At 63.8% G+C, this 14,740-nt stretch carries 13 protein-coding genes, 1 tRNA gene and 1 pseudogene; all 15 read left to right on the top strand.

What is annotated here, in order from left to right; genetic code table 11:
- Positions 1 to 85: 85 nt before the first annotated feature.
- The 15 genes and pseudogenes from rpsO (at position 86) to nuoI (ending at position 14,679) form a co-directional block, all read left to right on the top strand.
- Positions 86 to 358 carry a 30S ribosomal protein S15 gene (rpsO, locus tag OR16_RS04835; protein WP_006156843.1) on the top strand — a complete coding sequence of 91 codons (273 nt, stop codon included), beginning with the start codon at positions 86 to 88 and terminating at the stop codon, positions 356 to 358.
- A 472-nt stretch (positions 359 to 830) separates the two neighbouring features.
- Complete coding sequence (pnp, locus tag OR16_RS04830; protein WP_006156842.1) at positions 831 to 3,023, top strand: polyribonucleotide nucleotidyltransferase; 2,193 nt, start codon at positions 831 to 833, stop codon at positions 3,021 to 3,023.
- 220 nt (positions 3,024 to 3,243) lie between these two features.
- On the top strand, positions 3,244 to 4,248 hold the full coding sequence (locus tag OR16_RS04825) for an NAD(P)H-quinone oxidoreductase (RefSeq protein WP_006156841.1): 1,005 nt from the start codon (positions 3,244 to 3,246) through the stop codon (positions 4,246 to 4,248).
- 126 nt (positions 4,249 to 4,374) lie between these two features.
- Positions 4,375 to 5,112: a triose-phosphate isomerase gene (gene tpiA / locus OR16_RS04820; RefSeq protein ID WP_006156840.1), complete on the top strand. Its 738-nt coding sequence runs from the start codon at positions 4,375 to 4,377 to the stop codon at positions 5,110 to 5,112.
- 46 nt (positions 5,113 to 5,158) lie between these two features.
- Entirely contained in the window at positions 5,159 to 5,527 is a 369-nt protein-coding gene (gene secG, locus OR16_RS04815) for a preprotein translocase subunit SecG (protein WP_006156839.1), read from the top strand.
- 209 nt (positions 5,528 to 5,736) lie between these two features.
- Positions 5,737 to 5,821: transfer RNA gene (locus OR16_RS04810), tRNA-Leu, on the top strand.
- A 162-nt stretch (positions 5,822 to 5,983) separates the two neighbouring features.
- Positions 5,984 to 6,343, top strand: coding sequence for an NADH-quinone oxidoreductase subunit A (locus tag OR16_RS04805; protein ID WP_006156838.1), 360 nt, complete (start codon positions 5,984 to 5,986; stop codon positions 6,341 to 6,343).
- Positions 6,344 to 6,349: 6 nt separating this feature from the next.
- Positions 6,350 to 6,832 (top strand): NuoB/complex I 20 kDa subunit family protein, encoded by a 483-nt coding sequence (locus tag OR16_RS04800; protein ID WP_006156837.1) that lies wholly within the window; start codon positions 6,350 to 6,352, stop codon positions 6,830 to 6,832.
- A 1-nt stretch (position 6,833) separates the two neighbouring features.
- A complete protein-coding gene (locus tag OR16_RS04795) occupies positions 6,834 to 7,433 on the top strand; it encodes an NADH-quinone oxidoreductase subunit C (protein WP_006156836.1) in 600 nt (199 codons plus the stop codon).
- 9 nt (positions 7,434 to 7,442) lie between these two features.
- The gene (locus tag OR16_RS04790) at positions 7,443 to 8,696 is read left to right on the top strand and encodes an NADH-quinone oxidoreductase subunit D (RefSeq protein WP_006156835.1); all 1,254 of its coding nucleotides are present in this window, start codon (positions 7,443 to 7,445) and stop codon (positions 8,694 to 8,696) included.
- A gap of 212 nt (positions 8,697 to 8,908) precedes the next feature.
- Positions 8,909 to 9,415 carry an NADH-quinone oxidoreductase subunit NuoE gene (gene nuoE / locus OR16_RS04785; RefSeq protein ID WP_006156834.1) on the top strand — a complete coding sequence of 169 codons (507 nt, stop codon included), beginning with the start codon at positions 8,909 to 8,911 and terminating at the stop codon, positions 9,413 to 9,415.
- A gap of 1 nt (position 9,416) precedes the next feature.
- On the top strand, positions 9,417 to 10,712 hold the full coding sequence (gene nuoF, locus OR16_RS04780; protein WP_006156833.1) for an NADH-quinone oxidoreductase subunit NuoF: 1,296 nt from the start codon (positions 9,417 to 9,419) through the stop codon (positions 10,710 to 10,712).
- A gap of 12 nt (positions 10,713 to 10,724) precedes the next feature.
- Positions 10,725 to 13,039 (top strand): annotated as a pseudogene (nuoG, locus tag OR16_RS04775) (NADH-quinone oxidoreductase subunit NuoG).
- Positions 13,040 to 13,057: 18 nt separating this feature from the next.
- On the top strand, positions 13,058 to 14,122 hold the full coding sequence (gene nuoH, locus OR16_RS04770) for an NADH-quinone oxidoreductase subunit NuoH (RefSeq protein ID WP_006156831.1): 1,065 nt from the start codon (positions 13,058 to 13,060) through the stop codon (positions 14,120 to 14,122).
- Positions 14,123 to 14,187: 65 nt separating this feature from the next.
- Positions 14,188 to 14,679: an NADH-quinone oxidoreductase subunit NuoI gene (gene nuoI / locus OR16_RS04765; RefSeq protein WP_006156830.1), complete on the top strand. Its 492-nt coding sequence runs from the start codon at positions 14,188 to 14,190 to the stop codon at positions 14,677 to 14,679.
- Positions 14,680 to 14,740 lie beyond the last annotated feature (61 nt).

The following is a 14,740-nucleotide window of genomic DNA, read 5'->3' as shown; positions in this document are numbered from 1 at the left end:
GTTGCCTGTATGTAGGACACGCACAAGGCACGACGCATGCGGCACATTTCGTGCTGTAGCGTTCGCAAGTGAAAAGGAAATCACCATGGCAGAAGCCCAAATCAGCAGCAAAACCGAAGTCATCAAGCAGTTCGCACGCGCCGCCAACGACACGGGTAGCCCCGAAGTCCAGGTCGCTCTGCTGACCACCCGCATCAACGAACTGACCCCCCACTTCAAGGCCAACATGAAGGATCACCACAGCCGCCGCGGCCTGCTGCGCATGGTGAGCCGTCGTCGCCGCCTGCTGGACTACCTGAAGGCCAACGACGCCGACCGTTATCGTTCGCTGATCGAGAAGCTCGGCCTGCGTAAGTAAGCAGCCAGGATCGTCCGGATGGCAGCACGAATGGATGCACTGCACGCCTTCGCGTGAGCCACTAATGCCTGCATCAGCCTCGCTGATGCAGGCATTTTGTTTTTGCGGATGAAATGTCGCGGATCCGGCCGCGGTCCGGTCGATGTCCGGATCTCCTGCAAGTGATTTTTGTTTCACTTGATGGTGTCGTGACCCCGGGGGCGCACACGTTGCGCCAAGACGTGCAACGGAGTAAGTTACTGTGTTCTTTAGCTTTTTTTAGCTTTTTTACTGTTAATCCATACCGGAGTCGGCCAAGGAAGCGGGGCTTTGTGTCATTCCAGCGCGGTATCTGCCCAGGCAGGTGCCAGGTGCCGCGCTGGAATGGCATAGCACTTCCCTGTGACTGAGACCGACGCTGATCCGGCAGTTCGCCCGCGGCTGCTAACGCGGGCGTTGCACAAGCGTGCAAGCATGAACAAAAGGAACGCTCATGACCATGTTCAATAAAATCGTCAAGGAATTCCAGTGGGGCCAGCACAAGGTGCGCCTGGAAACTGGCGAGATTGCCCGCCAGGCTGGCGGTGCCGTGATCGTCGACATTGAAGACACCGTGGTGCTCGCCACCGTTGTCGCTGCCAAGTCGCCCAAGGCCGGCCAGGACTTCTTCCCGCTGACCGTCGACTACATCGAAAAAACCTACGCTGCCGGCAAGATCCCCGGCGGCTTCTTCAAGCGTGAAGGCCGTCCGTCGGAAAACGAGACGCTGACCTCGCGCCTGATCGACCGCCCGCTGCGCCCGCTGTTCCCGGAAGGCTTCTACAACGAAGTGCAAGTGGTCATCCACGTGCTGTCGTTGAACCCGGAAGTGCCCGCTGACATCCCTGCCCTGATCGGCGCCTCCGCTGCCCTGGCAGTGTCGGGCATTCCCTTCAGCGGCCCGGTTGGCGCAGCCCGCGTTGGCTACAAGGACGGCCAGTACCTGCTGAACCCGACCCGCTCGCAGATCGCCGCTTCGGAACTGGACCTGGTGGTTGCCGGTACCGAGCGCGCCGTGCTGATGGTGGAATCGGAAGCCCGCCAGCTGTCCGAAGAAGTGATGCTGGGCGCCGTGGTCTACGGCCACGAGCAGATGCAGACCGCCATCAACGCCATCCATGACCTGGTGCGCGACGGCGGCAAGCCGGAATGGGACTGGACCGCGGCCCCGAAGAACGAAGCGCTGATCGCCAAGGTTGGCGAGATCGCGCTGCCGCTGCTGCAGGACGTGTACCAGCTGCGCCAGAAGTCGGCCCGCAGCCAGAAGCTCAAGGAAGTCTACGCCACCGTCGCGGCCAAGCTGGCCGAAGCCGGTGTGGAGGCCGACAAGGTCGAAGTGGGCAACGTGCTGTTCGACATCGAAGCCAAGATCGTGCGCAGCCAGGTGCTGTCGGGCGAGCCGCGCATCGATGGCCGCGACACCCGCACCGTGCGCCCGATCGAGATCCGCTCGTCGGTGCTGCCGCGCGCCCACGGCTCGGCCATCTTCACTCGTGGCGAAACCCAGGCGCTGGTGGTTGCCACGCTGGGCACCAAGGGCGATGAGCAGATCATCGACGCGCTCGCTGGCGAATACCGCGACCGCTTCATGCTCCACTACAACATGCCTCCGTTCGCCACCGGCGAAACCGGCCGCGTGGGCAGCCCCAAGCGCCGCGAAATCGGTCACGGCCGCCTCGCCAAGCGCGCGCTGATCCCGGTCCTGCCGAAGGACGACGAATTTGCCTACACCATTCGCCTGGTGTCGGAAATCACCGAATCCAACGGCTCGTCGTCGATGGCATCGGTGTGCGGCGGCTGCCTGGCACTGATGGACGCTGGCGTTCCGATCAAGGCGCACGTGGCCGGCGTGGCCATGGGCCTGATCCTGGAAGGCAACAAGTTCGCCGTGCTGACCGACATCCTGGGTGACGAGGACCACCTCGGCGACATGGACTTCAAGGTCGCGGGTACCGACAACGGCATCACCGCGCTGCAGATGGACATCAAGGTCCAGGGCATCACCAAGGAAATCATGCAGGTCGCGCTGGCGCAAGCCAAGGAAGGCCGCCTGCATATCCTGGGCAAGATGCAGGATGCGATGGGCCATGCGCGCACCGAGCTGTCGGAGCACGCACCGCGCATGATCACCATGAAGATCCATCCGGACAAGATCCGCGAAGTGATCGGCAAGGGCGGCTCGACCATCCAGGCGCTGACCAAGGAAACCGGCACCACCATCGACATCCAGGAAGACGGCACGATCACCATCGCCTCGACCTCGACCGATGGCATGGCCGAAGCCAAGCGCCGCATCGAAGGCATCACCGCGGAAGCCGAAGTGGGCAAGATCTACGCCGGCACCGTGCTCAAGCTGCTGGACTTTGGCGCCATCGTCAACATCCTGCCGGGCAAGGATGGCCTGCTGCATATCTCCGAGATCGTCAACGAGCGCGTCAAGGACATCAAGGACTGGCTCAAGGAAGGCCAACACGTTCGCGTCAAGCTGATCCAGGCTGACGAGAAGGGCCGCCTGCGCCTGTCGCTGAAGGCCGCGCTGGCCGAAGAGGGCGGCAGCATCAGCCCGATCGCCAACACCAGCGAAGCCCCGGCTGCACCGGCCGCGCCGGCTGCGCCGACGACGCCGTCGGCTGATCAGCAGCAGTAAGCGTTTTACGGTACCGGTGGTACCGTACCCGTAGCAGAAAAAGCGGCTGGCGATGTCCAGCCGCTTTTTGTTTACACTGCCGCCAGTCCCGCCTGATAGAGCCCGGCTTTTCGGCCAGCTGTCCGGCCCGCCGCATGCGCAAAGTACGTAGCGCACCCAAGGCACCCAAGGCACACCAAACGCACCAACGCACCCAGAGCATCCAAAGCAAGGAGCAGCAATGCAAGCCATCGAAATCCGCGAGTACGGCGCCCCCGAAGTCCTGCAACTGGCGCAACGCCCCGACCCCGTGCCCAAGGCCGGCGAGATCCTGATCCGCGTGACCGCGGCCGGCATCAACCGTCCCGATGTATTCCAGCGCACCGGCAACTACCCGGTGCCGCCCGGCGCGTCCGACCTGCCGGGCCTGGAAGTGGCCGGCGTGGTGGCCGGCGGCGACCTGGCGCACGCCGACAACCGCTTCGGCCTGAAGCTGGGCGATCGCGTCTGCGCGCTGGTGCAGGGCGGTGGTTACGCCGAGCTGTGCGTGGCGCCCGCGGCGCAGTGCCTGCCGGTGCCGGCGGGCCTGTCGGATATCGAGGCGGCGGCACTGCCGGAGACGTTCTTCACGGTGTGGAGCAACGTGTTCGATCGCGGCTACCTGGGCCGCGGCCCTCTGGGCAAGGACGAGACCCTGCTGATCCAGGGGGGCTCGAGTGGCATCGGTACAACCGCCATCCAGATCGCCAAGGCCCTGGGCCACAAGGTCTTCGTGACCGCCGGCAGCGCCGACAAGTGCCGTGCCTGCGAGGAGCTCGGCGCCGACCGCGCCATCAACTACAAGACCGAGGACTTCGTCGCCGAAGTCAAGGCCCTGACCGGCGGCCGTGGCGCCGATGTCATCCTCGACATGGTGGCCGGCCCGTACCTGGCGCGCGAGCTGTCCTGCGTCGCCGACGATGGCCGCATTGTGCTCATCGCGCTGCTGGGCGGCGCCAAGGCCGAGATCCCGCTTGGCGACATCCTGCGCCGCCGCATTACCGTGACCGGCTCCACGCTGCGTCCCCGGCCGGTGTCGTTCAAGGGCGAGATCGCGCAGGCGCTGCACCAGCACGTGTGGCCGCTGCTGGCCGCCGGCAAGATCAAGCCGGTGATACACCAGACCTTCCCGGCCGCCCAGGCCGCCGATGCGCATCGCCTGATGGAGTCCAGCGAGCACATTGGCAAAATCGTCCTGACCTGGTAACGAGCGGGCGGCTGCCTGATAGCCAGGCGCGGCAGGGGCCCAGGCCCCGGCCGATTTCGGGGTCGTTCGGTGGCGTAGGGCCCTGGCCCGCGCTACAATAGCCGGTTTGATTGAGAGGGGCGCCCTGTGAGACAAAAGCTCGTTATCGGCAACTGGAAGATGCATGGCAGCCTGGCTGCCAATGTGGCCTTGCTGGAAGCGATCAAGGCGGCGCCCGCTAGCGCGCGCCTGGCGGTATGCGCGCCGTTCCCGTATCTTGCGCAGTGCCAGGCCTTGCTGGCAGGCTCCGCGGTGGCCTGGGGGGCGCAGGACGTGTCCGCCGAGGCGCGTGGTGCTTTCACGGGTGAAGTGGCGGCCTCCATGCTGGCTGAATTCGGTGTGTCGTACGCCCTGGTGGGGCATTCGGAGCGCCGCAGCTACCACGCGGAGAGCGATGCCACGGTAGCGGCCAAGGCGCTGCGTGCGCTGGAGTTCGGCATTGTGCCGGTGGTGTGCGTGGGCGAGACCCTGGCGCAGCGCGAGGCAGGCGAGACCGAGGCCGTGGTTGGCCGTCAGCTCGGCGTCGTGCTCGAGACCCTGTCGCTCGAGCAGCTCGGGCGCATTGTGCTGGCTTATGAGCCGGTGTGGGCGATCGGCACGGGCAAGACCGCCAGCAGCGAGCAGGCCCAGGCCGTGCACGCTTTCCTGCGCGCCCAAGTGGCGGCGCGCGACGCGGGCGTGGCGGCTCGCATGGCCATGTTGTATGGCGGCAGCGTCAAGCCGGACAACGCGGCAGAACTATTTTCCATGCCCGACATCGACGGGGGCCTCATCGGAGGCGCCGCGTTGAAGTCGGACGATTTCCTCGCGATCGGCAACGCCTGAATGCCGGCCGCACATAGGGTCTGATCAGGCAAGCGAATCGAACCAAATGGCAATTTTCAAAACTTTGTTGGTAGTGGCGCAGGTACTGTCCGCGCTTGGCGTGATTGGCCTGGTGCTGCTGCAGCACGGCAAGGGCGCCGATGTCGGCGCGGCGTTCGGCTCGGGGGCCTCGGGTAGCCTGTTCGGCGCCACTGGCTCGGCCAACTTCCTGTCGCGTACCACCGCCGTGCTGGCGACGCTGTTCTTCATCTGCACGCTGAGCCTGACGCTGATGGGCAACTATCGGCCGGCAGCTTCGCTGGGCGTGATGGGCTCCGCGCCCGCGGTGGCGCCGGTCGTGGCGGGTGCTTCCGCGCCGGCTGCTGCAGCGGCTGCTGCGGCCTCGAATCCGTCTGTTCCTGCAGTACCGAAATAATCAACGAGCCTTGTGTCTGATTCTTGAAGATTTTTGCAGTTGTGCATTGAACAAAACGAGAATCGTAGGTTAGAATACAAGGCTTGAAACGATCCCCCAGCGACGGGGCTCCAGCCAGGATAGGGTAGTATCCCAGCCAGAGTTCCGAAGGGTGTAAAAACCCTGGGCCCTGAAAAAGCCCGGCGCGAGGCAATATTGTTTCTCCCCCAGCCGACGTGGTGAAATTGGTAGACACGCTATCTTGAGGGGGTAGTGGCGAAAGCTGTGCGAGTTCGAGTCTCGCCGTCGGCACCAAACAACTTGATCGGGGTACCATCCGGAATCCATCCCGGGTAGTACCCCGGCCAGTCCGCAAGGCGGCGTCGTAATTTCTACGGAATGGCGCTTGGGGTGGGCAACAGGACGCCGCTTACCGCTGGTGCTGTTGACAACATTCCAGATAAGGCTGGCCGTACCTTGAATCTCGAAGCCTACTTCCCCGTCCTCATCTTCATCATCTTCGGTGTCGTGCTCGGCATTGCACTGATGTCGATCGGCCGAATTCTCGGTCCAAACAAACCTGATCCCGCGAAGCTCTCTCCGTACGAGTGCGGCTTCGAAGCGTTCGAGGACGCGCGCATGAAGTTCGACGTGCGCTATTACCTCATCGCTATTCTTTTTATCCTGTTCGATCTCGAAACCGCCTTCCTGTTTCCCTGGGGCGTAGCCCTGCGGGATATCGGCTGGCCGGGTTTCTTCGCCATGGGCGTGTTTCTGCTGGAATTCATCGTGGGCTTCGTCTACATCTGGAAAAAGGGCGCGCTCGATTGGGAGTGATGTGATATGGCAATCGAAGGCGTTCTCAATGAAGGCTTCGTCACGACTACCGCTGACAAGCTGATCAACTGGACCCGCACCGGGTCGCTCTGGCCGATGACGTTTGGCCTGGCGTGCTGCGCTGTGGAAATGATGCATGCTGGCGCCGCGCGCTACGACATGGACCGCTTCGGCGTGATTTTCCGCCCGTCGCCGCGCCAGTCCGACGTGATGATCGTGGCCGGCACGCTGTGCAACAAGATGGCCCCCGCGCTGCGCAAGGTCTATGACCAGATGGCAGAGCCGCGTTGGGTGATCTCGATGGGTTCCTGCGCGAATGGCGGTGGCTACTATCACTACTCGTATTCAGTGGTGCGTGGTTGCGATCGGATCGTGCCGGTGGATATCTATGTGCCTGGCTGCCCCCCGACGGCGGAAGCGCTGATCTACGGCATCATCCAGCTGCAGAACAAGATCCGTCGCACCAACACCATCGCGCGCAAGGGCTGACATGTCGAACCTCGATACTCTGAAGGCCGCGCTCGAAAAGGTACTGGGCAAGCGTATCCAGAAACTGGTAGAGGCGCTAGGCGAGATTACCCTTATCGTCAAGGCCGAAGATTCCCTGGAAACGGCGCTGATGCTGCGCGACGATCCCGCGCTGCATTTTGAGCAACTGCTCGATGTGTGCGGCGTCGATTATTCCACCTATGGCGACGGCGCCTGGGATGGTCCCCGTTTCGCGGCCGTGACGCACCTGATCTCGATCAAGCACAACTGGCGCCTGCGCATGCGCGTGTTCGCGCCTGACGACGACGTGCCCGTGGTGCCTTCGCTGAACGACGTCTGGAACTCGGCGAACTGGTTCGAGCGCGAAGCGTTCGACTTCTACGGCATCGTGTTCGAAGGCCACAACGACTTGCGCCGCCTGCTGACCGACTATGGTTTTGTCGGCCACCCGTTCCGCAAGGATTTCCCGGTCTCGGGCTATGTCGAGATGCGCTACGACCCCGAGCAAAAGCGGGTGATCTATCAGCCCGTCACGATCGAGCCGCGCGAGGTCACGCCCCGCGTGATCCGCGAAGAGAATTACGGCGGCTTGCAGCACTGAGAACGCGCAATGGCAGACATCAAGAATTACACCCTTAACTTCGGCCCGCAGCACCCCGCGGCACACGGCGTGCTGCGCCTTGTGCTGGAGCTGGACGGCGAAGTCATCCAGCGCGCCGACCCGCACATCGGCCTGCTGCACCGTGCCACCGAAAAGCTGGCCGAGCAGAAGACCTGGATCCAGAGCGTGCCGTACATGGACCGCCTCGACTACGTGTCGATGATGGTCAACGAGCATGCCTACGTGATGGCCATCGAGAAGATGCTGGGTCTCGAAGTGCCGATCCGTGCGCAGTATATCCGGGTGATGTTCGACGAAATCACGCGCTTGCTGAACCACCTGATGTGGATCGGCTCGCACGCGCTCGACGTGGGCGCGATGGCGGTGTTCCTGTACGCCTTCCGCGAACGCGAAGACATGTTCGACATGTACGAGGCGGTGTCGGGCGCGCGCATGCACGCGGCCTACTACCGCCCGGGTGGCGTGTACCGCGACCTGCCGGACACGATGCCGCAATACAAGGCGTCGAAGATCCATAACGAGCGTGCCATCAAGGCCATGAACGAAGCGCGTTCGGGCTCGCTGCTGGACTTCATCGAGGACTTCACCAACCGCTTCCCGAAGTACGTCGACGAGTACGAGACGCTGCTGACGGACAACCGGATCTGGAAGCAACGCCTGGTCGGCATCGGCGTGGTGAGCCCCGAGCGCGCGCTGCAGATGGGCTTTACCGGCCCGATGCTGCGCGGCTCCGGCATCGAGTGGGACCTGCGCAAGAAGCAGCCCTACGAAGTGTATGACCGCATGGACTTCCAGGTGCCGGTGGGCGTGGGCGGCGATTGCTACTCCCGTTACCTGGTGCGCGTGGAAGAAATGCGCCAGTCCAACAACATCATCAAGCAGTGCATCGACTGGCTGCGCCGCAATCCGGGCCCGGTGATGAGCGACAACCACAAGGTTGCGCCGCCGTCGCGCGTGGACATGAAGTCGAACATGGAAGAGCTGATCCACCACTTCAAGCTCTTCACCGAAGGCATTCACGTGCCCGAAGGCGAGACCTACGCGGCGGTGGAGCACCCGAAGGGCGAGTTCGGCATCTATGCCATCTCCGACGGTGCGAACAAGCCGTACCGGCTGAAGATCCGTGCTCCGGGCTTTGCCCATCTGGCCGCACTGGATGAAATGGCCAAGGGCCACATGATTGCGGACGCGGTAACGATCATCGGTACCCAGGACATCGTCTTCGGCGAAATCGACCGCTGACGAGCTAACAAGAGCCGCCGGCCCCGGACGACGATCCGGGCGCCCCTGGCACGGACCCACAACAGATCGTGTCCGGTCACGGGAAACCCGCGGTGGGCCCAGCATGCCTTTGACATGCGGGCTGCAACGGCAGCGACGGCTGCAAACCTGCGGAATGCGCGCCATGTGGCGGCGCAGCTCCGCAAATGACACGGCGTATTACAGCAACGACCATGCTATCAGCAGAAGCTCTCAAGGAAATCGATCGCGCAATCGCCAAGTATCCGGCTGACCAGAAGCAGTCGGCCGTGATGGCGGCGTTGGCCGTGGCGCAGGGCGAAGTGGGCTGGGTCTCCCCGGAAGTCATGCAGTTCGTTGCCAGCTACCTCGACATGCCGCCGGTATGGGTCGAGGAAGTCGCAACCTTCTACAACATGTACGACACCAAGCCGGTCGGCAAGTACAAGCTGACCGTCTGCACCAACCTGCCGTGCGCACTTTCCGGCGGCGAACGTGCCGGCGACTACCTCAAGCAAAAGCTGGGGATCGGCTACAACGAAACCACCCCGTGCGGCACCTTCACCCTCAAGGAAGGCGAGTGCATGGGTGCCTGCGGCGACGCACCGGTGATGATCGTCAACAATACCCGCATGTGCAGCCATATGAGCGACGCCAAGCTGGACGCGCTCGTCGACGAGCTCAAGGCCGCCGGCAGCACTGCAGCCAAGGGGGATAAGTAACATGACCTCTCTGCACGACCGCCATATCAAGCCGCTGATCCTGGCTGGCCTGGACGGCAGCAACTGGCACCTCGAAGACTATGTCAAGCGTGGTGGCTACCAGCAGCTCAAGCGCATCCTGACCGAAAAGATCACGCCCGAGCAGGTGATCGCGGACGTGAAGGCCTCCGGCCTGCGCGGCCGTGGCGGCGCGGGTTTCCCCACCGGCCTGAAGTGGAGCTTCATGCCGCGTCAGTTCCCCGGCCAGAAATACCTGGTCTGCAACACCGACGAGGGCGAGCCCGGTACCTTCAAGGACCGCGACATCATCCGCTACAACCCGCATTCGCTGATCGAAGGCATGGCCATCGGCGCGTATGCGATGGGCATCACCGTGGGCTACAACTACATCCACGGCGAGATCTGGAACGAATACAAGATCTTCGAGGAAGCTCTCGAAGAGGCGCGGGCCGCCGGTTTCCTGGGCGACAACATCCTGGGCTCGGGCTTTGACTTCCAGCTGCACGCCCACCACGGCTACGGCGCCTACATCTGTGGCGAGGAAACCGCGCTGCTCGAATCGCTGGAAGGCAAGAAAGGCCAGCCGCGCTTCAAGCCGCCGTTCCCGGCCAGCTTTGGCCTGTACGGCAAGCCGACCACCATCAACAACACGGAGACGTTTGCCGCGGTGCCGTTCCTGTTGTCGATCGGGCCGGAAAACTACCTGAAGATGGGCAAGCCGAACAACGGCGGCTCCAAGATCTTCTCGATCTCCGGCGACGTCGAGCGCCCCGGCAACTACGAGATCCCGCTGGGCACGCCGTTCGCGACCCTGCTGGAACTCGCCGGCGGCATGCGCGGTGGCAAGCGCATCAAGGCAGTGATCCCGGGCGGCTCGTCCGCCCCGGTGGTGCCGGGCGACATGATGATGGCGTCCGACATGGACTATGACTCGATCGCCAAGGCCGGCTCGATGCTGGGCTCGGGCGCGGTGATCGTGATGGATGAGACGCGCTGCATGGTTCGCTCGCTGCTGCGTCTGTCGTATTTCTACTTTGAAGAATCGTGCGGGCAGTGCACGCCGTGCCGCGAAGGCACCGGCTGGCTCTATCGCATGGTGAATCGTATCGAACACGGAGAAGGGCGCCAGGAAGATCTGGACCTGCTCAATAACGTCGCTGAAAACATCATGGGCCGCACCATCTGCGCGCTCGGTGATGCGGCAGCGATGCCGGTCCGCGGCATGCTCAAGCACTACTGGAAAGAGTTCGAATATCACGTCGAACACAAGCAGTGCATGGTTCCGGCCTACTCTTAAGCGTGGCAGAACATGGTTGAACTCGAGATCGACGGCAAGAAGGTTGAGGTTGCTGAAGGCAGCCTGGTGATGGAAGCCGCCCGCCAGCTGGGCACCTACATCCCGCACTTCTGCTACCACCGTAAATTGTCCATCGCGGCTAACTGCCGCATGTGCCTGGTTGAGGTTGAGAAAGCGCCCAAGGCGCTGCCCGCCTGCGCCACGCCGGTCACCCCTGGCATGAAGGTCTTCACCAATTCGGAGAAGGCGGTCAAGGCCCAGAAGTCGGTGATGGAATTCCTGCTGATCAACCACCCGCTGGATTGCCCGATCTGCGATCAGGGCGGCGAGTGCCAGCTGCAGGATCTGGCCGTGGGCTACGGCGCATCGGAATCGCGCTACAAGGAAGAAAAGCGCGTTGTCTTCCACAAGAACGTGGGCCCGCTGATCTCGATGGAAGAGATGAGCCGCTGCATCCACTGCACCCGCTGCGTGCGCTTTGGCCAGGAAGTGGCCGGCGTGATGGAGCTGGGCATGCTGGGCCGCGGCGAGCACTCCGAGATCACGACCTTCGTTGGCCAGACCGTGGATTCGGAGCTGTCCGGCAACATGATCGACCTCTGCCCGGTCGGCGCGCTGACCAGCAAGCCGTTCCGCTACTCGGCACGTACCTGGGAGCTGGCACGCCGCAAGTCGGTGTCGCCGCACGATGGCCTGGGCGCGAACCTGGTGGTGCAGACCAAGAACCAGCGCGTGATGCGCGTGCTGCCGCTGGACAACGAAGCCGTCAACGAATGCTGGCTGTCCGACAAGGACCGCTTCTCGTATGAAGGCCTGAACAGCCCCGACCGCCTCACCAAGCCGCTCGTCAAGCAGGGTGGCGAGTGGATGGAAACCGACTGGCAGACCGCGCTGGAATACGTGGCCAATGGCCTCGCGAGCATCAAGCGCGACCATGGCGCCGACCAGATCGCCGCGCTGGCCAGCCCGCACAGCACGCTGGAAGAGCTCCACCTGCTGGGCAAGCTGGTGCGTGGCCTGGGCAGCGACAACGTCGACTTCCGCCAGCGCCAGACCGATTTCTCGGCCGCCATCAAGGGCGCGCCGTGGCTGGGCCTGCCGATCGCCGACGTCTCCACGCTGCAACGCGTGCTGGTGATCGGTTCCGCCTTGCGCAAGGATCATCCGCTGCTGGCCGCGCGTCTGCGCCAGGCTGGCAAGAAGGGGGCCCGCGTGGCCGTGCTCGGCGCCAGCGCCGACGACCTGCTGATGCCGTTGGCCACACGCCTTGACGTGGCGCCGTCCGGCTGGACCGCAGCCCTGGCCGGCGTGGCCCGTGCCGTTGCCGCCGCCAAGGGCGTGGCCGCTCCGGCAGGCACCGATGGCTTCGATGGCGACGCCAAGTCCAAGCTGGTGGCCGATGCGCTGCTATCGGGCGAGCGCCGCGCCGTGTTCCTCGGCAACGAGGCCGTGCGTCACCCGCAGTTCGCCGCGCTGCACGCGCTGGCACAGTGGATCGCCACGGAAACCGGCGCTACGCTGGGCTTCCTGACCGAAGCGGCGAACACCGTCGGTGGCCATATCGCCGGCGCGCTGCCGCAAAACGGCGGCGCCAATGCGCAGGCCATGTTCGACACGCCGCGCCGCGCCTATGTGCTGCTGAACACGGAACCCGAGTTCGACGCCGCCAACCCGAGCCAGGCGCTGGCCGCGCTGGCCCAGGCCGGCACCGTGGTGGTGCTGTCCGCGTTCCGCTCGGACGCCGCGCTGCAATATGCCGACGTGATCCTGCCGGTGACCCCGTTCACCGAGACCGCCGGTACCTTCGTCAACTGCGAAGGCCTGCCGCAAAGCTTCAACGGCGTCGTCCGTGCACTGGGCGATTCGCGCCCGGGCTGGAAGGTGCTGCGCGTGCTGGGCAACCTGCTGGACGTGCCTGGCTTTGACTTCGAGACCGCCGAGAGCGTGCGTGACGAAGTCCTGGCCAAGCCTGTCGCGCCGCAACTGAACAACGCTACCGACGCGGCCATCCGCGTGAGCGCCGCTGCCGGTGGGATCGAGCGCATCGCCGATGTGCCGATCTACCACGCGGACCCGATCGTGCGCCGCGCCGATTCGCTGCAGCTGTCCGCTGCAGCGCGCCGCGCCATGCAAGCCGGCCTGTCGGCCGACCTGTTCGCCTCGCTGGGCGTGCAGGTGCCGCGCTGCCCGCCGGCACCGTGCGCGTGTCCGCCGGCAACCGTTGCCGCGACCGCGCTGGCGCATCGTTCGGCACTGTCACCGTAGAGAAAGCCATCGACCTGGCCGCCACCGCGAAGGGCGCGGCCGAGCCGGCGGCCACGGCATAAGAAGAGCGAGAAAGAAACATGATCGATTGGATTACCTCGCAAGGACAGAATCTCTTCGGCGGCGCCTGGACGCCGCTGTGGATCCTGATTCGCGCCGTGGTCATTGTGGTGCCGCTGCTGTTGTGCGTGGCCTACCTGATCCTGTGGGAGCGCAAGCTGATCGGCTGGATGCACGTGCGTATCGGCCCGAACCGGGTCGGCCCGCTGGGCCTGCTGCAGCCGATCGCCGACGTGCTCAAGCTCCTGCTAAAGGAAGTGATGATGCCCACGCAGGTCAGCCGGGGCATGTACCTGGTTGCCCCGCTGATGGTGCTGATGCCCGCCGTGGCGATCTGGGCGGTGATCCCGTTCCAGGCCGAAGTGGTGATGGCCAACGTCAATGCCGGCCTGCTCTACGTGATGGCCATCAGCTCGGTTGGCGTCTATGGCGTGATCCTGGCTGGCTGGGCCTCCAACTCCAAGTACGCCTTCATCGGCGCCATGCGCGCCGCGGCGCAGATGGTGTCGTATGAAATCGCCATGGGCTTTGCCCTGGTGACGGTGCTGATGGTGTCTGGCAGCCTGAACCTGTCGGCCATCGTCAATTCGCAGAACACCGGCTACTTCGCCAACATGGGGATCAACGTACTGTCGTGGAACTGGCTGCCGCTGCTGCCCATGTTCGGCGTGTACTTCATCTCCGGCGTGGCCGAAACCAACCGCCACCCGTTCGACGTGGTGGAAGGCGAGTCGGAAATCGTGGCCGGCCACATGATCGAGTACTCGGGCATGGGCTTCGCGCTGTTCTTCCTGGCTGAGTACATCAACATGATCGTCATCTCGACGATGACCGCGTTGATGTTCCTGGGAGGCTGGGCGCCGCCGTTCGAAAGCTTCATCACCAATGCGGTGCCGGGCTTCTTCTGGCTGCTGATCAAGGTATTTTTGCTGCTGTCGGTGTTCATCTGGATCCGTGCTTCGTTCCCGCGCTACCGCTATGACCAGATCATGCGCCTGGGCTGGAAGATCTTCATCCCGCTGACGGTGGGCTGGCTGGTCATCGTGGCGATCTGGATCCGGTCGCCCTGGAATATCTGGCATTGAACGGCCAAAGCAGGGGCGCGGCCGCCATTGGCGGCGCCCCGCGGAATCATTAGGAAGCAATCGTCATGCTGCTCGCCATCAAGGACTTCTTCAACAGCCTGCTCCTGAAGGAACTCTTCAAGGGCATGGCTCTGACCGGGCGCTATCTCTTCGCGCGCAAGATCACAGTCCAGTTTCCCGAAGAGAAAACGCCGATGTCGCCGCGTTTTCGCGGCCTGCACGCGCTGCGCCGCTACCCCAACGGGGAAGAGCGCTGCATCGCCTGCAAGCTGTGCGAAGCGGTCTGCCCGGCCGTGGCCATCTCCATCGAGTCCGATGCCCGTGCCGACGGCACCCGCCGCACCACGCGCTATGACATCGATTTGACCAAGTGCATTTTCTGCGGTTTCTGCGAAGAAGCCTGCCCGGTCGACGCCATCGTCGAGACGCATATCCTCGAATACCACGGCGAGAAGCGCGGCGACCTGTACTTCACCAAGGACATGCTGCTGGCAGTGGGCGACCGCTACGAACCGCAGATCGCCGCGGCCAAGGCCGCGGACGCCAAGTACCGTTAATACGGCGCAATACAGGGCGCGTCCGCCGATTCTGGCGGACGTTGCCAACGAATAGTGAATC

Origin of the sequence: Cupriavidus basilensis OR16 (assembly GCF_000243095.1) — a bacterium.
In the GTDB taxonomy this organism is placed as follows: Bacteria; Pseudomonadota; Gammaproteobacteria; order Burkholderiales; family Burkholderiaceae; genus Cupriavidus; species Cupriavidus basilensis_D.
The sequence above is the reverse complement of the archived record's forward strand: the minus strand, read 5'-3'. Positions and strand labels throughout refer to the sequence as shown.